At 63.7% G+C, this 22,061-nt stretch carries 22 protein-coding genes and 1 pseudogene; 13 read left to right on the top strand and 10 right to left on the bottom strand.

Translation table 11 applies throughout. The features are described from left to right. Window positions 1-122 precede the first annotated feature (122 nt). The 7 genes from mltG to HQN78_RS14225 are packed head-to-tail and all read left to right on the top strand — an operon-like array spanning window position 123 to window position 5,184. Window positions 123-1,115 (top strand): endolytic transglycosylase MltG, encoded by a 993-nt coding sequence (mltG, locus tag HQN78_RS14255; RefSeq protein ID WP_235084418.1) that lies wholly within the window; start codon window positions 123-125, stop codon window positions 1,113-1,115. Next, window positions 1,115-1,750, top strand: coding sequence for a dTMP kinase (gene tmk / locus HQN78_RS14250; RefSeq protein WP_081544255.1), 636 nt, complete (start codon window positions 1,115-1,117; stop codon window positions 1,748-1,750). The genes mltG and tmk overlap by 1 nt, the downstream gene beginning before the upstream one ends. Then, complete coding sequence (locus HQN78_RS14245) at window positions 1,750-2,763, top strand: DNA polymerase III subunit delta' (RefSeq protein ID WP_235084397.1); 1,014 nt, start codon at window positions 1,750-1,752, stop codon at window positions 2,761-2,763. Before tmk ends, HQN78_RS14245 begins: the two co-directional genes overlap by 1 nt. Window positions 2,764-2,782: 19 nt before the next feature. Beyond that, window positions 2,783-3,157: a PilZ domain-containing protein gene (locus HQN78_RS14240; RefSeq protein ID WP_048416050.1), complete on the top strand. Its 375-nt coding sequence runs from the start codon at window positions 2,783-2,785 to the stop codon at window positions 3,155-3,157. Between the two features lie 48 nt (window positions 3,158-3,205). Next, on the top strand, window positions 3,206-3,976 hold the full coding sequence (locus HQN78_RS14235; RefSeq protein ID WP_227106878.1) for a TatD family hydrolase: 771 nt from the start codon (window positions 3,206-3,208) through the stop codon (window positions 3,974-3,976). 14 nt (window positions 3,977-3,990) lie between these two features. Further along, window positions 3,991-4,383, top strand: a complete 393-nt coding sequence (locus HQN78_RS14230; protein ID WP_107798119.1) for a hypothetical protein — start codon at window positions 3,991-3,993, stop codon at window positions 4,381-4,383. Window positions 4,384-4,407: 24 nt separating this feature from the next. After that, complete coding sequence (locus HQN78_RS14225; RefSeq protein ID WP_235084385.1) at window positions 4,408-5,184, top strand: MBL fold metallo-hydrolase; 777 nt, start codon at window positions 4,408-4,410, stop codon at window positions 5,182-5,184. A gap of 44 nt (window positions 5,185-5,228) precedes the next feature. Here HQN78_RS14225 and HQN78_RS14220 read toward each other — a convergent pair whose 3' ends face one another. The 5 genes from HQN78_RS14220 to HQN78_RS14200 form a co-directional block, all read right to left on the bottom strand. After that, the gene (locus HQN78_RS14220; RefSeq protein ID WP_107798121.1) at window positions 5,229-5,693 is read right to left on the bottom strand and encodes a CreA family protein; all 465 of its coding nucleotides are present in this window, start codon (window positions 5,691-5,693) and stop codon (window positions 5,229-5,231) included. A gap of 92 nt (window positions 5,694-5,785) precedes the next feature. Then, the gene (locus tag HQN78_RS14215) at window positions 5,786-6,091 is read right to left on the bottom strand and encodes a chorismate mutase (RefSeq protein WP_107798122.1); all 306 of its coding nucleotides are present in this window, start codon (window positions 6,089-6,091) and stop codon (window positions 5,786-5,788) included. Window positions 6,092-6,163: 72 nt separating this feature from the next. After that, a complete protein-coding gene (gene trpS, locus HQN78_RS14210; RefSeq protein ID WP_235084383.1) occupies window positions 6,164-7,186 on the bottom strand; it encodes a tryptophan--tRNA ligase in 1,023 nt (340 codons plus the stop codon). Between the two features lie 264 nt (window positions 7,187-7,450). Next, a complete protein-coding gene (locus tag HQN78_RS14205) occupies window positions 7,451-7,711 on the bottom strand; it encodes a hypothetical protein (RefSeq protein WP_235084382.1) in 261 nt (86 codons plus the stop codon). 332 nt (window positions 7,712-8,043) lie between these two features. Then, entirely contained in the window at window positions 8,044-8,868 is an 825-nt protein-coding gene (locus HQN78_RS14200; protein ID WP_048415701.1) for a pyruvate, water dikinase regulatory protein, read from the bottom strand. A 322-nt stretch (window positions 8,869-9,190) separates the two neighbouring features. Here HQN78_RS14200 and ppsA point away from each other — a divergent pair. The 3 genes and pseudogenes from ppsA (at window position 9,191) to HQN78_RS14185 (ending at window position 12,532) form a co-directional block, all read left to right on the top strand. Further along, window positions 9,191-11,577 (top strand): annotated as a pseudogene (gene ppsA / locus HQN78_RS14195) (phosphoenolpyruvate synthase). A gap of 135 nt (window positions 11,578-11,712) precedes the next feature. Further along, on the top strand, window positions 11,713-12,135 hold the full coding sequence (locus HQN78_RS14190) for a hypothetical protein (RefSeq protein ID WP_146176563.1): 423 nt from the start codon (window positions 11,713-11,715) through the stop codon (window positions 12,133-12,135). 49 nt (window positions 12,136-12,184) lie between these two features. Then, window positions 12,185-12,532, top strand: a complete 348-nt coding sequence (locus HQN78_RS14185) for a NirD/YgiW/YdeI family stress tolerance protein (protein ID WP_235084381.1) — start codon at window positions 12,185-12,187, stop codon at window positions 12,530-12,532. 73 nt (window positions 12,533-12,605) lie between these two features. Here the strand turns inward: HQN78_RS14185 and HQN78_RS14180 are convergent, their stop codons facing one another. Further along, window positions 12,606-13,196: a thiol peroxidase gene (locus tag HQN78_RS14180; protein ID WP_199225794.1), complete on the bottom strand. Its 591-nt coding sequence runs from the start codon at window positions 13,194-13,196 to the stop codon at window positions 12,606-12,608. A gap of 125 nt (window positions 13,197-13,321) precedes the next feature. Continuing rightward, window positions 13,322-14,656, bottom strand: a complete 1,335-nt coding sequence (locus HQN78_RS14175; protein WP_227106888.1) for a dicarboxylate/amino acid:cation symporter — start codon at window positions 14,654-14,656, stop codon at window positions 13,322-13,324. 239 nt (window positions 14,657-14,895) lie between these two features. On the opposite strand from HQN78_RS14175, the gene HQN78_RS14170 reads away from it, so the two are divergent. Then, the gene (locus HQN78_RS14170) at window positions 14,896-15,621 is read left to right on the top strand and encodes an ABC transporter substrate-binding protein (protein ID WP_107798129.1); all 726 of its coding nucleotides are present in this window, start codon (window positions 14,896-14,898) and stop codon (window positions 15,619-15,621) included. 25 nt (window positions 15,622-15,646) lie between these two features. Here the strand turns inward: HQN78_RS14170 and HQN78_RS14165 are convergent, their stop codons facing one another. Then, complete coding sequence (locus HQN78_RS14165) at window positions 15,647-16,249, bottom strand: MarC family protein (RefSeq protein WP_019100349.1); 603 nt, start codon at window positions 16,247-16,249, stop codon at window positions 15,647-15,649. Between the two features lie 196 nt (window positions 16,250-16,445). After that, window positions 16,446-16,739: a DUF1484 family protein gene (locus tag HQN78_RS14160; RefSeq protein WP_158274225.1), complete on the bottom strand. Its 294-nt coding sequence runs from the start codon at window positions 16,737-16,739 to the stop codon at window positions 16,446-16,448. An 818-nt stretch (window positions 16,740-17,557) separates the two neighbouring features. On the opposite strand from HQN78_RS14160, the gene HQN78_RS14155 reads away from it, so the two are divergent. Next, window positions 17,558-17,911: a type II toxin-antitoxin system HicB family antitoxin gene (locus HQN78_RS14155; protein ID WP_081544270.1), complete on the top strand. Its 354-nt coding sequence runs from the start codon at window positions 17,558-17,560 to the stop codon at window positions 17,909-17,911. A 91-nt stretch (window positions 17,912-18,002) separates the two neighbouring features. Here the strand turns inward: HQN78_RS14155 and HQN78_RS25885 are convergent, their stop codons facing one another. After that, window positions 18,003-20,855 (bottom strand): THUMP domain-containing protein, encoded by a 2,853-nt coding sequence (locus HQN78_RS25885; RefSeq protein WP_370646545.1) that lies wholly within the window; start codon window positions 20,853-20,855, stop codon window positions 18,003-18,005. 126 nt (window positions 20,856-20,981) lie between these two features. Here HQN78_RS25885 and mutY point away from each other — a divergent pair, with 126 nt between their 5' ends. Further along, window positions 20,982-22,022 (top strand): A/G-specific adenine glycosylase, encoded by a 1,041-nt coding sequence (gene mutY / locus HQN78_RS14145; RefSeq protein WP_235089813.1) that lies wholly within the window; start codon window positions 20,982-20,984, stop codon window positions 22,020-22,022. Window positions 22,023-22,061 lie beyond the last annotated feature (39 nt).

Here is a 22,061-nt window from a genome sequence, read left to right as displayed (position 1 = left end):
TGGACAGTTGATTTGGCGCAAACTTTGCTTGATTGCGGGGGCGGGCCTGACATGTCGGTCAGGCCGGCTTGTCTGGTATCATGCGCGATCGTCCCGCTGCGCTGTCTCATGCTTCCCGTCAAATGATGAAAACTCTGTTTCGCCTGTTCTTGCTGTGCCTTGCGCTGGGCTGTGCCTGGCTGGTTTGGGTGGTCCTGATTCCGGTTGGCCTGCCGGAAGCCGGTTACAAGCTGACCGTGGGGCCCAACCGCACCCTGAGCCAAGTGGCGCGGGGACTGGAGCAGGAGGGCGTGGTTCGTAGCCGTCAGGTGATGGTGGCCCTGGCCCGCCTGCAAGGCGTGGACCGCAAGATCAAGGCTGGCCTGTATCGTTTCGACGGTCAGGCATCGATGCTGGACATCCTGAACCGCCTGGCCGACGGCCACCCGGACGAGGCCAGCCTGACGGTGATCGAGGGCTGGACCTTCCGCCAATTCCGCCAGGCGATAGACCGCAACCCCGACATCAAGCATACGGCCAAGGACTGGAGCGACGAGGAGATCATGCGGCGGCTGGGCTTCGGCGACGCCAAGCCGGAAGGCCTGTTCTTCCCCAGCACCTATCTGTTCTCGCCGGACACCGAGGACGCGGAGCTCTACCGCCAGGCCTTCGGCGAGATGCAGCAGCGGCTGGAAGCGGCCTGGGCGGCGCGCAAGCCGGAGCTGCCTTACCGCACGCCTTACGAGCTGCTGATCATGGCCAGCCTGATAGAGAAGGAAACCGGCGAAGACGCCGACCGTCCAATGGTGGCGGGGGTGTTCGTCAACCGCTTGAAGCAGGGCATGCGCTTGCAGACCGATCCCTCGGTGATCTACGGCATGGGCAGCCTGTACCAGGGCAAGATAGGCAAGGCCGATCTGCGCCGCGACACGCCTTACAACACTTATACCCGCGCCGGCCTGACGCCCACGCCCATCGCCTTGCCCGGCAAGGCGGCGCTGGACGCGGCGGCCAATCCGGCCGAAACCAAGGCCTTGTATTTCGTCGCTCGCGGCGACGGCACTTCGCATTTCTCCGCAACGCTGGACGAACACAATCAGGCGGTGCGCAAATATATTTTGAAGAAAGGACAGTAATGGCGCTAGAGCAGCAACGCGGCCGCTTCATCAGCCTGGAAGGCATAGACGGCGCCGGCAAAAGCACCCATCTGGCCTTCATCCGCGATTGGCTGGCGCAACACGGCGTCGACGCCGTATTCACCCGCGAACCGGGCGGCACCCCTTTGGGCGAGAAAATCCGCGAGCTGCTGCTGGCGGTGGACACCGAGGCCTCGCTGGACGCGGAAACCCTGCTGGTGTTCGCTTCGCGCCAGCAGTTGCTGCACAGCGTGATTGAGCCCGCGCTCGCCGCCGGCCAGTGGCTGGTGTCCGACCGCTTCACCGATTCCACCTTCGCCTTCCAGGGCGGCGGCCGCGGCGTGCCGTTCGAGCGCATCGCCGAACTGGAACAATGGGTGCAGCACGGTTTGCAGCCGGACCTGACCCTGCTGTTCGACCTGCCGCTGGAAGTGGCGGCCGAGCGCATGTCCAAGACCCGGCAGCTGGACCGCTTCGAGCAGGAGAAGGCCGATTTCCACGTGCGCGTGCGCGAAGCCTATTTGCGGCGCGCCGCCGGCCAGCCGCGTTTCGCGGTGCTGGACGCCAGCCGCTCCATCGCCGAGATCCAGGTCGACATCGCAGCCTGCCTGCAAAAACTGCTGGAGGCCGCGTGATGCTGCTGCCCTGGCAAGAAGGCGATTGGACCCGGCTGAACGCCGAGCGCGAACGCCTGCCCAATGCCTGGCTGTTCACCGGCGCCGCCGGCATCGGCAAGCTGGAGTTCGCCGAACACCTGGCCCAGTCGCTGCTGTGCGAACGCCCGCAGGCCGGCCACCAGCCTTGCGGCGAATGCGAGGCCTGCCGCTGGTATCGGCACGGCACCCACCCGGACTTCCGCCGCTTATCGCCGCTGGGCGACGAGGACGAGGAAGGCAAGGAGGGCGCCGAGGGCAAGAAAGTCAGCCGCAAGCTGCCGGTGATCAAGATCGAGGCGGTGCGCGATGTGATCGATTTCGCCCACCTGAGCGCGCATCGCGCCGGCCGGCGCATCGTGCTGGTGGAACCGGCGGAAAGCCTGAATCCGGCCGCCGCCAACGCCTTGCTCAAAATCCTGGAAGAGCCGCCGGCCGAGGTGCTGTTCCTGCTGGTGGCGCATGCGCCGCAGCGCTTGCTGCCCACCATACGCAGCCGTTGCCGCCAGTTTCCGCTGACGCGGCCGCACCAGGCCCAGGCGCTGGCCTGGCTGCGCGAGCAGGGCGTGGCGGACGCGGAACTGGAACTGGCCCATAACGGCGGCGCGCCGCTGTTCGACCACGATCCGGCTTTGGCCAAGCTGCGCGGCCAGTTCGTCCAGGGCCTGGGCCAGCCCAGCTTCGCCAATGTGCTGCAGCTGGCGGAGGCGGTGGACAAGCAGAAACTGCCGCTGTTGCTGCCCATAGGCTGGCTGATGAAGTGGCTGCATGATCTGGCGAGTTTGAGACTGGCCGGTTTGGTCCGCTATTATCCAGATCAGGAGCGCGCCTTGCAGCAACTGGCGGCGCGCGCCGACATCGCGCAATTGATGGCGTGTCAGCAGACGCTCAACCAACTGGCGCCGTTCGGCCAGCATACCTTGAACACGCGCTTGCAATTGGAAGCGGTGCTGATGGACTATCTGAAGATATTCGCCAGCGGCAAGGCCGCCTGACACAGAGGGTTAGCCAAGTATGGACAATTCCGCCACTCGCCCGGACCTGAATCCCAACCGTCCCGGGGTGCTGTCCCTGCACATCAAGGAGCGCAGCGCGCTGTTCGCCGCCTACATGCCCTTTGTGCGCCACGGCGGCATCTTCATTCCCACCAATAAGGAAATGAAGCTGGGCGAGGAGGTGTTCCTGCTGCTGACCCTGATGGACGACCCGCAGCGCATCGCGGTGCAAGCCAAGGTGGTGTGGCTGACGCCGGCCGGCGCCAACAACAGCCGGGTGCAGGGCGTCGGCGTCGAGTTCGTCGCCGGCGACGCCGGCAAGCAGGCCAAGGACAAGATCGAGGCCCTGCTCAGCGGCGTGCTCAATTCCAGCCGGCCCACTCATACCATGTGATTGTTTTAGCGGCGCGCGTCCGCGCGCCGCAGCCTGATTGACGCAAATATGTTTATCGACTCCCACTGCCATATCAATTTTCCCGACCTCGCCGCGCGCATGCCGGAAGTGCTGGCCAATATGCAGGCCAACCAGGTCAGCCACGCGCTGGTGATCGGCGTCAGCCGTCCCAAATATCCGCAAGTGCTGGAACTCGCGGAGAGCCACGGCAATCTATACGCCACCGTGGGCGTGCATCCGGACGACCCGGAAGCGGAAGAGTACAGCGAGGACGAACTGGTGGCGCTGGCCGCGCACCCGCGGGTGGTGGGCATAGGCGAAACCGGACTGGACTACCACTGGTGCAAGGGCGATCTGGAATGGCAGCATCAGCGCTTCCGCACCCATATCCGCGCCGCCAAGCGCGTCGGCCTGCCGCTGGTGATCCACACCCGCGAGTCCGCCGAGGACACCATCCGCCTGATGCGGGAAGAAAACGCCGAGGCGTGCGGCGGCGTGATGCATTGCTTCACCGAAACCTGGGAGGTGGCGCAAGCCGCGCTGGAGCTGGGCTTCTACATTTCCTTCTCCGGCGTGGTGACCTTCAAGAACGCGGCCCAGGTCAAGGAAGTGGCGCAGAAAGTGCCGCTGGATCGGATGCTGATCGAAACCGATTCTCCGTATCTGGCGCCGGTGCCGTATCGCGGCAAGGTCAACGAGCCGGCCTATGTCCGCCATGTGGCCGCGCACATCGCCGAGCTGCGCGGCATGGCGGTGGAAGAGGTGGCGCGCGTCACCAGCGATAACTTTTTCCGGCTGTTCTCCAAGGCCAGCCGTTGAAGCGGAGAAAGCGCATGAAGCGAATCTTGCTGTCCGGGCTGGCCTTGCTGGCCATATTGTTCTCGGCCCAGGCCTGGGCCAATTGCGTCAATCTGAACGGACGCAGTTATTGTTCCGAAGACGGCGGCATCGCCCTGGTGCAGCGCGGACAGGCGATGTGCGGCAAGGGCGAATGCGCGATCGATGAATTCGGCAACGTGCTGTGCTCGCCTTATCCGGGCGGCGGCGTGGTGCGCGCCAACGGCGTCACTTACGCCGGCCCCGGCGCCTGCCTGCTGTCGCGCGACGGCAATCCGTATTGCGCCAAGCAGCCGCGCGGCGGCTGCCAGCAAGACGCCGACGGCAATGTCCGCTGCGACGGCGGCTGGGTGCGCGAGAAGGCGGAGCGCCCGGAGCGCTGCCGCTGATGCCTTATTACTTGGGAAACGCCATTGGGTTCGCTTGAAGTCACCATCCTGGGCTGCGGCTCCAGTTCCGGCACGCCGGCCATAGGCTGCGACTGCGCCACCTGCCGTTCGCCGGATCCGCGCAATCGCCGCACCCGCGCCAGCGCCTATATCAAGGCGGCCGGCCAGGGGCTGTTGATCGACACCGGGCCGGACCTGCGGCAGCAGGCGCTGCGCGAAGGGTTGAGCCAGGTGGATGCGGTGCTGTACACCCATCCGCACGCCGACCACCTGAACGGGATCGACGACCTGCGCGCCTTCTGCTACGTGAAGAAGGGGCCGATCACGCTCTACGGCAACGCCTTCACTCTGGACAATATCAAGAGCCGTTTCGACTACGCGCTGCTGCCGCCGTCCAAGATGTGGGACAAGCCGGTGCTGCTGCCGCAGCAGGTGGACGGGCCGGTGGACTGCGGCGGCGTCACGCTGACGCCCGTGCCCATGCAACATGGTTCCTGGCCTTGCCTCGGCTGGCGCGTCGGCGACATGGCCTGGCTGACCGACGTGTCGGACATCCCTGACAGCAGCCTGCCCTTGTTGCAGGGGCTGAAGCTCTTGTTCCTGGACTGCCTGAACCACGACCCCTATCCGTCCCACCTCGGCGTGCGGCAATCCTTTGCCTGGGCCGAGCGCATCGGCGCCGAACGCACGGTGCTGATCCACATGACCCACAGGCTGGAATTCGGCGCGCTCAGCGCCGAATGTCCGCCCGGCGTGGAGGTCGGCTATGACGGCTTGCGCGTTGAGCTGCCGTTTAGCTGATGCCCGTCATGCAAAGAAATCGTTAATAATCAATCGCTTTTATTTCAGGGTTGCAGCGGGATCTTTTGATCCAGCACCGCCACCGCGGTCAGCGCATTGTCCGGGCTGCCGTCCAGCAGCTTGTCGGAATAGCTGAGGTAGGTCAGGGTATTGCGTTTGGCGTCGACGATGCGCACCACCCGCACATGCTTGAAGATGAAGGACGCGCCTTCCTTGAACACCTGCTCCTGCTTGGGCAGCGGCCGCGAGAACTTGATCGCGCCCACCTGGCGGCAGGCCACCGAGAAGCGGGACGGGTCCTTGGCCAGGCCCAGCGCGCCCTTGTAGCCGCCGGTCTTGGCGCGCGAGATATAGCAGGCCACGCCTTGCACCGCCGGGTCGTCGAAAGCTTCCACCACCACCTTGTCGTTGGGGCTGAGCAGCTTGAAGGTGGTGGACACCTCGCCCACTTCCTCGGCCATCGCGGGCGCGGTCAGGCAGGCGAGCAGCAACAGGGCAATCTTGTTCATTCAGGTTCTCCGGCCGCGGGAAAAACGCCGGCCGCGGAGGGCGGCCGGCGGTCAGCGGATGGAAGCGATTGTAGGGAAAGCCGGCCTCCGCCTCAATCGGCAGCCGCTTTGGCGCGGAAGGCCGCCATTTCATCGGCGATGAAGTACTCTATCATCGTGCGGTAGACCGCCGCGGTCAGCGCCGCGTCGGCGCCCAGTTCGCCGGCCAGACGCTCGACGCGGCGCATCACCTGATCGACGCGTTTGCCGCCTTCCACTTCTTCCCGGCTGTGCTTGAACGCCGCCGCCTGGCGCACGTAAAGGCCGCGCTCGGCGATCAGCGCCACCAGCGCGCGGTCGATGCGGTCGATCTGGCCGCGCACCTCTTCCAGGTTTTGGCATTGGTAGACTTGTTCCATGCGGTGCTCTCCTCTTAAAGAGTGTGTTTTCAACGCGGTCTCGCCGACGCGCAGCAGATCGTAAAAAGGCTCTTAGTAGTAGTTCAAGCCCATCGCCGCCTTCACCTCGGCCAGCGTGGCGGCCGCCACTTCGCGCGCGCGCTGGGTGCCGGTCTTCAGCATCGCCATTACCGCGGCCGGGTCGCGCGCATACTGCTCGCGGCGGGCGCGGATCGGCTCCAGCAGGGTCTGCAGGCATTCTTCCAACTGCTTCTTGATCACGGTGTCGCCCAGGCCGCCGCGGCGATAATGCTCTTTCCATTCCGCCACCTGCTCCGTGTCGGAATGGAACACGTCCAGATAGGTGAACACCACATTGCCTTCCACCTGGCCCGGATCGGCCACGCGCAGGTGATTGGGGTCGGTGTACATCATCTTCACGGCCTGACGGATCTCGTCCGGCGTGGCCGACAAAGTGATGGTGTTGCCCAGCGATTTGGACATCTTGGCCTTGCCGTCGATGCCGGGCAGGCGGGAGCCTTGTTCCGGCACCACCGCCCGCGCTTCCACCAGCACCGCCCGATCCACGCTGCCGTTGAAGCGGCGCACGATCTCGTTGGTCTGCTCAATCATCGGAATCTGGTCTTCGCCCACCGGCACGATGCTGGCCTTGAAGGCGGTGATGTCGGCGGCCTGGGCGGCGGGGTAGGTGAGGAAGCCGGCGGGGATGTCGCGCTCGTAGCCGCGCTGCTTGATCTCATCCTTGATGGTGGGATTGCGCTCCAGACGCGCCACGGTGACCAGATTGAGATAGTAGGAAGACAGCTCGGTCAGCTCCGGTACCAGGCTCTGGATGAAGACGGTGCTTTTTTCCGGGTCTATGCCCACCGCCAGATAATCCAGCGCCACCTGCAGCACATTGTCGCGGACCTTCAGATAGTTGCCCATATTGTCGGTCAGCGCCTGAGCGTCGGCGAGCAGCAGGAACTGGCGGCAACGGTCTTGCAGGATCACGCGGTTGCGCAGCGAGCCGACGTAGTGGCCCAGATGCAATTGCCCGGTGGTGCGGTCGCCGGTCAGGATGATGTCTTTGGCTGTGATGCTGTCCAGATTCATAACAGTGGTCTCCAGTAAGCTTGAGCTTGTTGGAAACTGCCGATCCGGGGGAGGAGTACTGCTGGAAACCCTATGCCGCCGTATCGGCAGCTTCCGGGTTTTGGGTATGCAAACGCCGGCGCCGCCTTAGTTCAGGCGCCACCACCAAAAGAAGGTTGCGGATGCGGTTGCGTAGTTCATGGGCTTTATCAGAGCACGGCGGGCAAAGCAGCGTCAAGTGCCGCGTTCACGCCACCACGTGCAGCAGGCTGCCGGCCGGCGGCATCAGGTCTTCGGAATAAGGGGAAGCGTCCTTGCCTCCGACCGCACTCTGGGCCTGGCGCAGCAGCCGCTCGAAAGACTCGCCGCGGGCGGGGCGTCCCCGTTGAGCGCGGGAGATTGCGGATGAGGGGTGAGAAACTCCGCCATCTCCTTGCGCGGGTCGCTGGCGGCGGCGCGGCTGTCGGTCTTGGCGGCGACGGCGCCCACTTCCTTCAACGGCGAGACGGCGGATCTGGGCGGGGCGACGATGGCGACGATATGCATCGGAATAGTCCGGCAGTGGATTCAAGATGCCTGTTGGAGAGTGCCTGCTTGCTATATGTTCCGGCCTGAATTGTAAAAAAGTGATAATAAACAAAGTGCTATATGGATATTGGCTGTTGGCGAAGTAGCGCGATGGCATGAAAACAGCCGGACGATGCCGGCTGTTTTCGGGGCTTGAAGGCTGGGCTTAGCGTCGGTTCAAAGTCCCGCGAGCAAGAGCGAGACAAGGGAAAACCGCTGAGGGAGCGGAATGGATAGGTGCTACGTGAGCATTTCGAAGCGGCGCCCACCGCGCCGCGTCTCACGAAGCGCGGCAGGCAGTGAACAGGTGCTTAGAAGCGTCGGCCCAGCGCCGCCTTATGCATGATGGTGGAGGCGATTTCCTCGATGGACTTGTGGGTGGTGCTGATGAAGGGCACGCCGTGGTGGCGGAACATGGATTCGGCCTCGTTCACCTCGCGGCGGCAATTGTCCATGCTGGCGTATTTGGAGTCCGGCCGGCGCTCGGAGCGGATGTGATGCAAGCGCGCCGGATCGATGGTCAGGCCGAAGATCTTGTCCTTGAACGGCAGCAGCAGCTTGGGCAAGGTCGGGCTGCCCAGGTCTTCCGGCGTCAGCGGGTAGTTGGCGGCGCGGATGCCGTATTGCAGCGCCAGATACAGGCAGGTCGGCGTCTTGCCGGAACGGGACACGCCCACCAGGATCACGTCCGCCTCGTGCAGATCCTTCAATTTGACGCCGTCGTCGTGGTTCAGCGAGAAGTTGACCGCCTCGATGCGGTGATCGTACTTCTCCTCGTTGACCATGCCGTGGGCCTTGCCCACGCTCAGCGAGGCGCGCTGGCCGATTTCCTGCTCCAACTGGCCGATGAAGGTATCGAAGAAATCTATCATCACCGCGTTCTCAACCTGCAGCGCGCTGCGCACGTCCGGGTTGATGATGCTGGTGAACACCAGCGGCTTCAGGTGATCGGTTTCCGACACCTGGCGGATGACCTCGGCCAGCGCCTGCGCCTTTTCCACGGTGTCGACGAAGGGAATGGTCTCGCGCTTGAATTCCACAGTGTCGAACTGGGTCAGCAGCGTGTGCCCCAGCGATTCGGCGGTGATGCCGGTGCGATCGGAAACGAAGAAGGCGGAGCGGAGATGGTGGGGCATGCAAACACCTGTATTGCGAGTGAACGAGGCCGGAACCGCGCCTGCCGCGCATTGCTGGGGCGCCCGGGGTTCAAGGGATTCTATACTCTGAAAGGCCGCGAAGAAACCCGCGGCGAGAGCCGGCCAATCATGTAGTGCGTAAATTACACGGTTTTGACAATCATTTTCATCAGGAATGTCCGTCAACTTATTGATTCTGTTGCAATGCTTGTCCTCGTTCGGCCGAAAACCCGTGTTGCGCTGCAAAAGACGCTACGCATCTGGCACGTAATTCGGCTAGAATGCGGCCCTATCGTCCCAATCCAACACAGGAAGTGAAGTGATGGCTGAGAACTACGTCATCTGGTTCGAGAAACTGCGCATGACCGATGTGGAGCAGGTAGGCGGCAAGAACGCCTCCCTTGGTGAAATGATCAGCCAACTGGCTGGCTCCGGGGTTCGCGTCCCGGGGGCTTTGCCACCACGGCGCAGGCTTACCGGGATTTTCTGCAGCACAACGGCCTGGCCGAAAAGATCAGCGCCGCGCTGGCCAAGCTGGACATCGACGATGTCAGCGAACTGGCCCGAATCGGCAAGGAAATCCGGCAATGGATCATCGATACCCCGTTCCCCGCCAAGCTTGACGCCGATATCAAAGAGGCCTGGGATCAGATGGTGGCCGATGCCGGCGGCGCCGACATCTCCGTTGCAGTCCGTTCCTCCGCCACCGCAGAAGACCTCCCCGACGCCTCGTTCGCAGGCCAGCAAGAAACCTTCCTGAATATCCGCGGCCTTGACAATGTCAAGGATGCGATGAAACACGTTTTCGCCTCCCTCTATAACGACCGCGCCATTTCCTACCGCGTGCACAAAGGCTTTGAGCACGACGTAGTGGCTTTGTCCGCCGGCGTGCAGCGCATGGTGCGTTCCGACTGCGGCGCGGCCGGCGTGATGTTCACCATCGACACCGAATCCGGCTTTGACGACGTGGTGTTCATCACCGCGTCCTACGGCCTGGGCGAAACCGTGGTGCAGGGCGCGGTAAACCCCGACGAATTCTATGTGCACAAGCCGACGCTGAAAGCCGGCCGTCCGGCGGTGCTGCGCAAGACCATGGGCTCCAAGCTGATCAAGATGGAGTTCACCGACGCCTCGCAAGCCGGCCGCTCGGTCAAGACCGTGGACGTGTCCCCGGCGGAGCGCCAGCAATTCTCCATCAGCGACGCCGAAGTGGCTGAACTGGCCGAATACGCGCTGATCATCGAGAAGCACTATGGCCGTCCGATGGACATCGAATGGGGCCGCGACGGCCACGACGGCAAGCTCTACATCCTGCAGGCGCGTCCGGAAACGGTGAAGTCGCAGGAAGACCGCAAGGACACCCTGCGCCGCTATCGCCTGAACAGCAAATCGCAAGTGCTGTGCGAAGGTCGCGCCATTGGTCAGAAGATCGGCCAGGGCGTGGTGCGCACCATCAAGGACGCGTCCGAGATGGACCGCGTCAAGCCGGGCGACGTGCTGGTGACCGACATGACCGACCCGGATTGGGAACCGGTAATGAAACGCGCCGCCGCCATCGTCACCAACCGCGGCGGCCGCACCTGCCACGCGGCCATCATCGCGCGCGAGCTGGGCATCCCGGCCGTGGTGGGCTGCGGCGACGCCACCCAGGTGCTGTCCGAAGGCATGCAGGTGACCGTGTCCTGCGCCGAAGGCGACACCGGCAATATCTACGACGGCCTGCTGGACGTGGAAGTGATCGACCTGGAACTGGACAAGATGCCCAAGGCCCCGGTCAAGATCATGATGAACGTGGGCAATCCGGAACTGGCTTTCGACTTCGCGCAGCTGCCGAACGAAGGCGTGGGCCTGGCGCGCATGGAGTTCGTGATCAACCGTCAGATCGGCATCCACCCGAAAGCGCTGTTGGAGTTCGACAAGCTGCCGGCGGATCTGAAAGCCACCATCAGCGACCGCATTGCCGGTTACGCCAGCCCGGTGGACTTCTACGTGGACAAGATCGCCGAAGGCGTGTCCACCCTGGCCGCGGCTTTCTATCCGAAAAAGGTCATCGTGCGCATGTCCGACTTCAAGTCGAACGAGTACGCCAACCTGATCGGCGGCCAGCTGTACGAGCCGCACGAAGAAAACCCGATGATCGGCTTCCGCGGCGCCGCCCGCTATGTGGCCGAATCCTTCCGCGATTGCTTTGAACTGGAATGCCGCGCCATCAAGAAAGTGCGCGACGTGATGGGTCTGACCAATGTGGAAGTGATGATTCCCTTTGTGCGCACCCTGTCCGAAGCCGAGCAAGTGGTGGAGATCCTGGCCGCCAACGGCCTCAAGCGCGGCGAAAACGGCCTGCGCCTGATCATGATGTGCGAACTGCCGACCAACGCCGTGTTGGCCGACAAGTTCCTGCAGCATTTCGACGGCTTCTCCATCGGCTCCAACGACATGACCCAGCTGACGCTGGGCGTGGACCGCGACTCCGGCGGCCCGATCGCCTCCACCTTCGACGAGCGCAACGAAGCGGTCAAGGTCATGCTGCACATGGCGATCCAGGCCTGCCGCAAGCAGGGCAAGTACATCGGCATCTGCGGCCAAGGCCCGTCGGACCATCCGGACTTCGCCAAGTGGCTGGTGGAAGAGGGGATCGAAACCGTGTCCCTGAACCCGGACACCGTGGTGGAAACCTGGCTGTACCTGGCGCGTGAACTGAACAGCTAATCCCTGTTTCACCGCTTTCAAACCGCCCGCTTGCCGGGCGGTTTTGTTTTGTCCGGCGCTTCTTGCAAGCGGCGGGCGCGGACGCGGGGCTATGCTTGAGCGCATCGATTCATGAACGCCAATAGGAAGCCCGTCATGCAGTTATTTCGTAGCACTCCCGTCAAAGCCTCGTTGGACATCGTCATCCCGCGTTATCTGGACGCCAGGCCGGCCAAGGAGGCCTCCGCGCTGGCTCAGGTGCTGACCGCCTGCTCCAATCGCGCGTTGGAACAAGGCGTGTATCCGGATCTGGGCGCTTTGCGCGCCGATTGCCAGCGCTGGGGCGCCATTGTCGCGGGCAGCCGGCAATTCAATAATCGCCAAGGCGCGGAGCTGGATGGGAAGCTGGATCGCCTGGGCGCGGCGCTCAAGCAATCCTTGCAAGGGATTGAACAACGGATTCAGGCCGAAGGCCGGCACTACGGCGATAGGCTGCAATTGGCCAAGCAAGGCTACGCGGTGGATCTGGAGCCTTCCCGGCGCGTATTGGGCGACAAGCTGGCTTTAAGTTTCGGTTAAGGCTGCCGTGTTGTAATCCAGACATCGACAACACACTAGGAGTCCAAACATGAAAACCATCACCGTTCTGCTCACCGCCGCCGCGCTGTCCCTGCCCTTCGCCGCCCAGGCGGAATTCACCGGCCCCGGCGTGCCGGCCGCCGTCACCACCGTGGCCGCCGCGCAGAAAGCCGCCGACGACACCCCGGTCACCCTGGAAGGCAAGATCGTTCGCCAGATCGACCACAAGCGTTACGAATTCCGCGACGCCACCGGCACCATGACGGTGAAGATCAGCCAGAAACGCCTGCCGGCGCAAAAGATCGACCAGAACAGCAAGCTGCGCATCGTCGGCGAAGTGGACAAGGAACTGACGTCGACCAAGGTGGACGCCAAGCTGGTGGAAGTGCTGCCGTAAACCGTTGTCCCCCTGCAACGCGAACGGGCCCGGCGCTGCGCAAGCAGGCCGGGCCCGTGTCGTTATTGGGGGCTTACTGTGACGGCCCTTCGTCCTTCAACTGCTCCTCATGCTCCAGTTCCTGCTGCGCCTCCAGCGCCTGTTCCTCGGCTTCGCGCAGCAAGTGGTTGATCTTGTCGAAGTCGAACAGATCCTGGGTGTTGCGCAGCCGCTCGGCGTAATGAATGGTGTTGCTGCCGTCGGCCAGCAGCAGGGCGGGCGCGGTGTAGCCGCTGAGCGGATATTCGCGGATCAGCACCCCGTAATGTTTGTGGAAATCGCGGCCGCGCAGCGTGGACAGCAGGGTGACGTGGGGCAGGCCGTGCTCGCGCCGGGCCCGCGCCAGCGAAGACGGCGAATCCACGGTGATCACCGCCAGGCTGATTTGCGGCCAGCGCTCCAGGAAACGCCGCGTCTCCTGCAGCAGGTATTGGCCGCCATGCTCGTATTCGTCCAGCGACAGCAGGGTCAAAATCAGCTTGGGCACGCCGCCCAGGCCTTCCAGCGACACGTCCTGCTTGCCGTCGCCCACCAGCATGAAGCTGGGCAGATAGGCGCCCACTTCGGGAAAGTCCCCCTCCACCGGCAACAGCTCATCGCCGTATTGCAACATGAAGTCGCTCATTCTCGTCTCCCAATGCCCATGCTTCTATCGTGGACCACGCAGCGGCAAAATCAAGCCGCCGCTGTGCTAAGAGCATAAAAAAAGCCTGCGCGAACGCAGGCTGTAAGGGCTGGGAAAACAAAAGCTTAGGACCGGGCGGCTTCCGCGGCGGCCAGTTGCGCCGGCAGCGGCGCGACGGCCGGCTCCTCCGGCAGCACCGGCTCGCCGGCCAGCACGCGGCGCATGCGTTCTTCGTCCAGCGCCTTCTCCCAGCGCGCCACCACGATGGTGGCCACGCCGTTGCCGATCAGATTGGTGATGGCGCGGGCCTCGGACATGAAGCGGTCGATGCCGATCAGCAGCGCCAGGCCGGATACCGGCAGCTTGCCGCCCAGCGTGGCCAGCGTGGCGGCCAGGGTGATGAAGCCGCCGCCGGTCACCGCCGCCGCGCCCTTGGACGTGAGCAGCAGCACGCCGAGCAGGCCCAGCTCCTCCGCCAGCGTCAGCTCCACATTGGTGGCTTGGGCGATGAAGATGGCGGCCATGGTCAGATAGATGGAGGTGCCGTCCAGATTGAAGGAGTAGCCGGTGGGAATCACCATGCCCACCACCGGTTTGGAGCAGCCCAGGTTTTCCAGCTTCTTCATGATGCCCGGCAGCGCGGACTCGGATGAAGACGTGCCCAATACCAGCAGCAACTCCTCCTTGATGTAAATCAGGAAGCGCCACAGGCTGAAGCCGTTGAGCTTGGCGATGGTGCCCAGCACCACGAACACGAAGGCGAAACAGGTCAGGTAGACGCAGAGCATCAGGAAACCCAGCTGTTTCAGCGAACCCACGCCGTATTTGCCGATGGTGAAGGCCATCGCGCCGAAGGCGCCGATGGGGGCCAGCTTCATCAGCATATTGATCACGCCGAACAAAGCATGGGAGAACTCGTCCAGAATGTGGACGATGGTCTTGCCGTTATCGCCCATCTTGGTCAGCGCCAGGCCCAGCAGCACCGAGAAGGTCAGCACTTGCAGGATTTCGCCGTTGGCGAACGCGCCCACCACCGTATCCGGAATGATGTGCATCAGGAAATCAATGCTGCTCATTTCCTTGGCGTTGGCCGCGTACTTGGCCACCGAGTGCGCGTCCAGCGTGCTCGGGTCCACATTGAGGCCGGCGCCGGGCTTGAGCACATTGACCACCACCAGGCCGATCACCAGCGCCAGCGTGGTGACGGCTTCAAAGTAGAACAGCGCTTTCACGCCCACGCGGCCCACTTCCTTCATATCGCCCATCTTGGCGATGCCCACCACCACGGTGGCGAAGATGATGGGGGCGATCATCATCTTGATCAGTTTGATGAAGGCGTCGCCCAGCGGTTTCATCTTCGCGCCCAGGTCGGGAACGAAGGCGCCGAGCATCACGCCGAGGAAAATGGCCAGCAGCACCTGGAAATAAAGGCGCTGGTAGAGGGGGGTTTTGGTCTGCATCGCGGTCCCTGTAGCGTTGTCTGACTTCGGCTCGGGGCGGGCCGAAGTTGTTATGCAATCAAAAGCGGGCTCTTAACGGCCCATGATTGCGGATGCTAGCAAGAGGAAGCGCGGGGACGAATTGCCGATATCCCTATGCGGGATAACCCCAACACGAAGTAAATCGCCGCTGTTGGCCAGCCGTCAGCTTCTATGCTTGGTAAGACGCGTCGTCAGAATTCCGCGGGAGGTATGCCGCCATGAAGCTCGCCTTTGTCCACGCCGCCCTGTTGCTGGGCGCGCTCGCCGTCTGCGGCCGGGCGGAGTCGACATCGCCCCGCATCCGTTTGCTGACCGAGGATTACCCGCCGTTCAACATCGCGCTGGAGGAGGGCAAGATCGGCGGCTTGTCCACCGACATCCTGCGCGAAATGTTCCAGCGCGCGGGCATCCCGTACAGCATGGAGTTGCTGCCCTGGCTGCGCGCCTACGCCATCGCCCAGCAGGAAGACAATAGCTGCGTTTACTCGACTTCGCGCACGCCCAGCCGGGAGAGTCAGTTCAAATGGGTGGGGCCGCTGGTCAGCAACTCCTGGAGCCTGTTCGCCGGCCCTCACAGCCCGGCGGGGGTGGCCGCGCTGGACGACGCGCGCGGCTTCACCATAGGCAGCTACAAGGGCTCGGGGATGTCGCAGTATCTGGCCGATCTGGGTTTCAAGCTGGAGCTGGCGAGAGCGGACGATTTGAACGCCAGAAAGCTGGTGGCCGGCCATATCGACTTTTGGGCCAGCGGCGAGTTCAGCGGCGCCTACATCGCCTCCGCCAACCGGCTGCCCATCCGACTGCTGTTCAGCTTCAACACGGTGCAGATGTATCTGGCCTGCAACCCGGGAATGGATGAGCGCATCGTGCTGAAGCTCAACAAGACGCTGCTCAATATGCAGCGTGACGGCGTGGTGGACGCGCTGCGCAAACATTACCGTTAGGCTGGGCCGCCTAGGAGCGCGAAGCTCAGTGGAATTGTTTGATGTAGGACGCCACGCCGCCCAGCAGCATCTCGATCGAGATCGCGGTCAGCACCAGGCCCATCAGCCGCTCCAGCGCGGTGATCGCCTGCTCGCCCAGCAGCTTTTGCAGCTTGCCGGAGAAGAGAAACACCAACAGCGTCACCAGCATGCAGATGGTCAGCGCCCCCAGCCATTCCAGCATCCGTTCCGGTTCGCGGGTGGACATCAGTAGCACGGTGGCCATTGCCGACGGGCCGGCGATCAGCGGCACGGCGATCGGCACGATGAAGGGCTCGCCGTGCATCTTGTCGCCGCCGAACACGCTGCCCTCGCCGGGGAAGATCATCTTGATGGCGATCAGGAACAGGATGACGCCGCCGGCCACCCGCATCGAATCATCGGTCAGATGCATCAGGTCCAGGAAGTTGCGGCCAAAGAACATGAAGGCGGACAGCACCAGGAAGGCGATCAGGCATTCGCGGTAGACCACGCGGCGGCGGCGTTCCGGCTTGACCTGCTTGAGCGCGGCGATGAACAGCGGAATATTGCCCAGCGGATCGGTGATCAGGATCAGCAGGACGGTGGCGGACAGGAAAGAGGTTTGCATGGTGTGTGCTTGCAGCGTTGAGTGGTGTCAATGGCGCGCAGGCCCTGTGCGTAAGGCTCTGGATTTTTAAGCGCGCGTCCGGGCGGGATTATCTCACGGCGATGCCGAATGGGTTAGTCCGGATTGCGACGGTTTTATTCGTTTGGCTTGCCGCCTCAGTCTGCCCGCCAGGCGGGGCTGGCGGGCGTTGACGAGATCAGCTCAGTTCCTGCAAGGCTTCATAAGCCTGTTGCAAACGACGAGCGAAGGGCTCGAGCAGACAATACATCTGCTCGCGCGCCAGATGCTCGATCTCGGACTGGTCCAGCAGCGTCAGCAGCCCGGCCAGCGCGCTGCTGATCTGGCCCAACTCCAGCGAGGCGGTGTGACAGATGTCGTGGACGTGTCGGCTGCATTGCGCCAGCCGTTCCAGTTCGGGTTCGCAGAGGCGCTGCGCGTGCAGCTGCTGGATCAGGCGGTCTAGTTCGATGAGGCTGGGGACGGGATTCATGGCTGAGCCTCCGGAAGCGGGGCGCGGGCCGGCGTGTCGCGGGCGGGGGATAGCTGAACAAGGGTAGAACCAACATGGGGAACGCTCCTTTTTCGTGGTCCGCCTGCGGGCTCGCTCTCAAACGGGCTGGCAGGCGCGTGACGAGGTTGAGAGACCGGGAAAAAGGAAACCGGTAGGCCGTTAAGGCCTCCCCGCCACGGCCCGCCGGATGGCAAGGCAATAGCGTTTCGGACGCGACTGTTACACAGTGGCATCCCCCTTTTTCCTTTATATGGGCTCTCACACCCAGCGCCGTTAAGTGAAACGGCACGCGGCGATTGTTGCCGATGGGCTGGGTGGGGTCAAGCGGCAGCGTCCAGCTGTGCTGTGTTGTCGGTCTTATCCGATGATATTGATTTTGGTACTGATTTATGGTACCAATTGAGTGTGAAACGAAAACACTTGATCACCTTGCAGTTGATCTTCACGCGTCCAGTCAGCGCCAATATCCGGTGGAGCGATATTGAGGCTTTGTTTCAGGAGCCGGGTGTAGAGCCTATTCACGATCTCGCGAGCTAGAGCGAGACAAGGCGAAAGTGGCTGAGAAAGCGGAATGTACATTTGGTACATGAGCATTTCGAAGCCGGTTTCAACGCCGTATCGCCGACGCGCAGCAGTTCGTGAATAGGGTCTGAGATTGAGGAGCGTGAAGGGAGGGATATCTGCGTTGCCTTATTCGGTGTGGTGAGGGTGTTTCATCGGCCCCATCCTTCTCCGGATACGGACAAGGGAGCGGTGGCCGCAATTAGAAAATGGCTGGAAACCAACGGGGTGACACCATGAAGAATATTCTACAGATTGAAGGCTACCGAGCTGTGATCAGCTATGACCCGGAAATCGACATGTTTCGCGGCGAGTTTCTGGGCTTGAGCGGCGGAGCGGATTTTTATGCAGGCGATGTCGCAAGCCTCAAACGAGAAGCCGAAATATCGCTGCGCGTGTATCTGGACGCATGCCGCGAGAAGGGGCTGCAGCCTCTTAAAACCTATTCGGGAAAATTCAATGTGCGCATTGCGCCGCGCTTGCATGAAATGGCGGCGGCAGCGGCGTCGGCCGAGTCCAAGAGCTTGAACGAATGGGTGGAGGCGGCGATCGAGGAGCGGGCGGAGGCCATGGACCTCAAAACGGCTTAAACACCGCATGGTTCAATCTTGGGGCCTCCGCTGGAGTGCTCCATGAAAAACGGCGAGCCATGGCTCGCCGTTTTGCTGTCCGCGCGCGGTGTTACTCCGCGGCGTGATCGTCCTGCTCGATGGCTTCGGCCTGCTCGCCCGGTTTTTCCTTGCGGGCGCTGCCTTCCACCATATTGATGACGAACAGCCGGCATTGCAGCGAGCCGTTGTACAGCGGGGTGCGGCGCTTGGGCGACAGATGGATCAGCTTGGCCAGGCGCAGGTCGCCGCTGAACAGGTTGGCGTGCCAGCCGGCGAAGTGGGCCTTCAGCCAGTCGCCCAGCAGCGGATACCACTCGGCCAGCTGGTCCAGTTCGTCCATGCGCACGCCGTAGGGCGGGTTGGCCACCAGGATGCCGTTTTCGCCGTTGGGGCGGGCGTCCAGCACGTCCATCGCCTTCAGTTCCACCAGGCCGGAGAGGCCGGCGCGTTCCAGGTTGTCCTTGGCGACGTTGATGATGGCCTGGTCGCGGTCGGAGCCGTTGATCGCCAGCTTGGCCAGCGGTTTTTCCGCGTGCTGGGCGTCCAGCAGCAGTTTTTCCCAACTGGCGGAATCGAAGCCGCGCAGTTTCTGGAAGGCGAATTTGCGTTGGCGGCCCGGCGCGCGGTTCAGCGCGATGTCGGCGGCTTCCACCAGGAAGGTGCCGCTGCCGCACATCGGGTCCAGCAGCGGCTGGCTGCCGTTGTAGCCGGTCAGCATCAGGATGCCGGCGGCCAGGTTTTCACGCAGCGGCGCGTCGCCGGTTTCCTGGCGCCAGCCGCGCTTGAACAGCGGTTCGCCGCTGGTGTCCAGGTAGATGGTGGCGCTGTCTTCGGTCAGGAAGACGTGGACGCGCACGTCCGGGTGGCGGGTGTCGACATTGGGCCGGCCCAGCTGAGCCTGGCGGAAGCGGTCGCAGATCGCGTCCTTCACCTTCAGCGAGATGAAGTCCAGGCTCTTGAAGTGGCAGCGGATGGCGTCGGTCTTCAGCTTAATGCTGTTGGACACGTCGAACCAGCGCGGCCAGTCCACATTCATCGCCAGGCGGTAGATGTCTTGCTCATTGCGGTAGCCGCCCTGGGCCAGTTGCAGCAGCACGCGGCTGGCGGTGCGGCTGTGCAGGTTGGCCGCCATCAGCAGATCGCGGTCGCCGGCGAAGGCCACGCCGCCGTCGGCGGTGGCGATGTCGCGCGCGCCCAGGCCGCGCAACTCGTCGGCCAGGATGGCTTCCAGGCCGCGCGGGCAGGGGGCGAACAAGGACAGCACGCTGTCGCGCACCTGGGTCAGGCTCGGGGCCTGGCGTTCGGACGGCGCATGACGCGGCGCGTCGGCGTGGCGATGCTCGCCGCGGGTTTCCACGCGGTGCTGGTCGCCCAGCGGTTTCAGGCTGCCGGCGCCCGGCTTGCCGAACAATTGACGGGCTTCGCCTTCGCGACGCTCGTGGCGCGGGCGTTCTTCCTGTTGCCAGCTTTGGCGCGGCGCGCGTTCGGCGTCGTCGCGGCGGACGTCGTTGTCGCGATAGGACGGCTTGCTGAACAGCTTGCGCGTGCCGCCTTCGCTACGCTCGGCCGGTTCGCCTTGCGGACGGTCCTGGCGCGGCGCTGCTTCGGCGTCGTCGCGGCGGCTGCGGTTGTCGTGTTCGGCGGATTTGCCGAACAGTTTGCGCGGCGCTTGTTCGGTGTCGTCGCGGCGGAAACGGTTGTCGCGGTCGCCGTGCTCGCGTTCCTGCCACGGTTTGCGCGGCGCGTGTTCGGCGTCGTCGCGGCGGAAACGGTTGTCGCGGTCGCCGTGCTCGCGCTCCTGCCACGGCTTGCGCGGCGCTTGCTCGGCGTCGTCGCGGCGGAAACGGTTGTCGCGGTCGCCGTGCTGGCGTTCCTGCCAGGGTTTGCGCGGCGCGTGTTCGGCGTCATCACGCTGGAAGCGCTGGTCGCGGTCGCCGTGCTGGCGTTCTTGCCACGGTTTGCGCGGCGCGTGTTCGGCGTCATCACGCTGGAAGCGCTGGTCGCGGTCGCCGTGCTGGCGTTCTTGCCACGGTTTGCGCGGCGCCTGCTCGGCGTCGTCGCGGCGGAAGTTGTTGTCGCGATTGGCCGGCTTGCCGAACAGTTTGCGCGGACCCTCTTCGCGCTGCTCGCTGTGCTGGCGTTCCTGCCAAGGCTTGCGCGGCGCCTGTTCGGCGTCGTCGCGGCGGAAGCGCTGTTCGCGATCGCTGGAAGGATTGAACGGCTTGCGCGGCTGATCGACATGGCGTTCGCCGTCGCGTTGCTGCCAGCGCGGCTTGCCCTGCGGCGCGCCTTGTTCGCCGTCCCGCTCCAGATGCAGCGGTTTGCGGCCGGACGGGCCGCGGTCGCGGCTATACGGTTTGCGTTCCGGCTCCACGTCCGCGGCGGCGTTCAGCGGCTTGCGGCCGGATGGGCCGCGGTCGCGGCTGTAGTCGCGCGGTTCGCGGTCTTCGCGGTGATGGAAGGGCTTCTTGGGGCCGCTGCCTTGCGGGCGTTCTTCGCCGTCGCGGGCGAAGCTGCGCGGCTGCCAGTTGTTGCCGCGCTCTTTATTGAAGCGATCCTTATTGAAGCTGTCTTGGCCTTCGTTGCGCTCAAAGCGCTGCTGGCCTTGCGGCCGGCGGTCGTTGCCATACGGCTTGTCGCGCCCGGCCTGTTGGTCGCGTCCCTGATAGGGGCCGCGCTTGCCGCCGTCGCGCGGGCCTTGTCCCTGTCCTGGGCCGCGGTCTTGCCAATTGGGCTTGGCGTTGCCCGGACGCGGGCCGGAATAGGGCGCGCGCGGCGCGGCGTCGGCCGAAGGCGCTTTCTTCTGGATCACGGGGCTTTTGCCGGCCGGGCTGTCTCCGCCTGCCGGCGAACTGGCCTCATTGTCGCGGCTATTGAATTCGCGGCGCATATTGGCACGCTGGCGGGAACGGAAACTGGACATGGAACTTCCTTGAGTAAGCAGACTTTTAAGCAATTCTTTGATTTTAACTTATTTGTCCGGAGGCTGCTTGGTGACAGCGAGGCTTTCCGCTACCATATCCGGTTCGATTCAAGATGATAGACGATGCTGCACAGCTCCTTCGCCGCGCGCCTGACCGCCTGGCAAAAAACGCATGGACGCCATGATCTGCCGTGGCAGGTCAGCGACCCGTACCGGATCTGGCTGTCCGAGATCATGCTGCAACAGACCCAGGTCAAAAGCGTGCTGGAATATTACCCGCGCTTCCTCGCCCGCTTTCCGGACGTGACGGCGCTGGCCGCCGCGCCGCAGGAGGACGTGCTGGCCTTGTGGAGCGGCCTGGGCTATTACAGCCGGGCGCGCAATCTGCACAAGGCGGCGCAGATGGTGATGGCCGAGTTTGGCGGCCGCTTTCCGGTCGAGCGCCTGCAACTGGAGCGCCTGCCCGGCGTGGGGCGTTCCACCGCCGCGGCGATTGCTTCTTTCGCTTTCGGCCAGCGGGAAACCATTCTGGACGGCAACGTCAAGCGCGTGCTGACCCGTTGCTTCGGCATCGACGGCTTCCCTGGCGAGAAGCCGGTGGAACAGCGTTTGTGGCGATTGGCCGAAGCGTTGCTGCCGCAGGATGCGGCGCTGATGAGCGCCTACACTCAAGGTTTGATGGACCTGGGCGCCACGGTGTGCAGCCGCGGCAAACCGGCCTGTACCGTCTGTCCCATGGTGGACGGCTGCGCGGCGGCGCGCGAGGGCCGCACCGGCGAGCTGCCGACGCCGCGGCCGAAGAAGACGGTGCCCACGCGCCATACGGTGATGTTGCTGGCCACCCATGGCGACAAGGTGTGGCTGTTGCGGCGGCCGCCCAGCGGCATCTGGGGCGGTTTGCTGTCCTTGCCGGAGTTTGAGACTTCGTTGCAGATCGAGGACTGGCTGGCGCGCAACGGCCACGGCGACGTGTTGCCGGCCTGGCCGGAACTGGAGCATGTGTTTACGCATTACCGATTGATCATTACGCCGGTGCCGCTGCGCTTGGACGCGTTGCGCGCGGAGGCGGTGATGGAGGACAGCGGGCAGTGGCTGCCCTTGTCCGTGGCCCCGGACGCCGGGGTGCCGGCGCCGGTGCGCCGGCTGTTGTTGCGTTTGGCCGAGTAGCCGAGCGCTGTCGAAACACGATTTGATTGAGTTACTGGG

It is taken from the genome of Chromobacterium sp. Beijing (assembly GCF_021496765.1).
Lineage (GTDB): Bacteria > Pseudomonadota > Gammaproteobacteria > Burkholderiales > Chromobacteriaceae > Chromobacterium.
The sequence above is the reverse complement of the archived record's forward strand: the minus strand, read 5'-3'. Positions and strand labels throughout refer to the sequence as shown.

Coding starts and splice junctions, on each gene's coding strand:
- mltG (WP_235084418.1), top strand. CDS start 123: ATGATGAAAACTCTGTTTCGCCTGTTCTTGCTGTGCCTTGCGCTGGGC.
- tmk (WP_081544255.1), top strand. CDS start 1,115: ATGGCGCTAGAGCAGCAACGCGGCCGCTTCATCAGCCTGGAAGGCATA.
- HQN78_RS14155 (WP_081544270.1), top strand. CDS start 17,558: ATGAAGAATATTCTACAGATTGAAGGCTACCGAGCTGTGATCAGCTAT.
- HQN78_RS14230 (WP_107798119.1), top strand. CDS start 3,991: ATGAAGCGAATCTTGCTGTCCGGGCTGGCCTTGCTGGCCATATTGTTC.
- HQN78_RS14185 (WP_235084381.1), top strand. CDS start 12,185: ATGAAAACCATCACCGTTCTGCTCACCGCCGCCGCGCTGTCCCTGCCC.
- HQN78_RS14165 (WP_019100349.1), bottom strand. CDS start 16,249: ATGCAAACCTCTTTCCTGTCCGCCACCGTCCTGCTGATCCTGATCACC.
- HQN78_RS14215 (WP_107798122.1), bottom strand. CDS start 6,091: ATGGAACAAGTCTACCAATGCCAAAACCTGGAAGAGGTGCGCGGCCAG.
- HQN78_RS14175 (WP_227106888.1), bottom strand. CDS start 14,656: ATGCAGACCAAAACCCCCCTCTACCAGCGCCTTTATTTCCAGGTGCTG.
- HQN78_RS14180 (WP_199225794.1), bottom strand. CDS start 13,196: ATGAGCGACTTCATGTTGCAATACGGCGATGAGCTGTTGCCGGTGGAG.
- HQN78_RS14245 (WP_235084397.1), top strand. CDS start 1,750: ATGCTGCTGCCCTGGCAAGAAGGCGATTGGACCCGGCTGAACGCCGAG.
- HQN78_RS14160 (WP_158274225.1), bottom strand. CDS start 16,739: ATGAATCCCGTCCCCAGCCTCATCGAACTAGACCGCCTGATCCAGCAG.
- HQN78_RS14205 (WP_235084382.1), bottom strand. CDS start 7,711: ATGCATATCGTCGCCATCGTCGCCCCGCCCAGATCCGCCGTCTCGCCG.
- HQN78_RS25885 (WP_370646545.1), bottom strand. CDS start 20,855: ATGTCCAGTTTCCGTTCCCGCCAGCGTGCCAATATGCGCCGCGAATTC.
- HQN78_RS14190 (WP_146176563.1), top strand. CDS start 11,713: ATGCAGTTATTTCGTAGCACTCCCGTCAAAGCCTCGTTGGACATCGTC.
- HQN78_RS14235 (WP_227106878.1), top strand. CDS start 3,206: ATGTTTATCGACTCCCACTGCCATATCAATTTTCCCGACCTCGCCGCG.
- trpS (WP_235084383.1), bottom strand. CDS start 7,186: ATGAATCTGGACAGCATCACAGCCAAAGACATCATCCTGACCGGCGAC.
- HQN78_RS14220 (WP_107798121.1), bottom strand. CDS start 5,693: ATGAACAAGATTGCCCTGTTGCTGCTCGCCTGCCTGACCGCGCCCGCG.
- HQN78_RS14240 (WP_048416050.1), top strand. CDS start 2,783: ATGGACAATTCCGCCACTCGCCCGGACCTGAATCCCAACCGTCCCGGG.
- HQN78_RS14170 (WP_107798129.1), top strand. CDS start 14,896: ATGAAGCTCGCCTTTGTCCACGCCGCCCTGTTGCTGGGCGCGCTCGCC.
- HQN78_RS14200 (WP_048415701.1), bottom strand. CDS start 8,868: ATGCCCCACCATCTCCGCTCCGCCTTCTTCGTTTCCGATCGCACCGGC.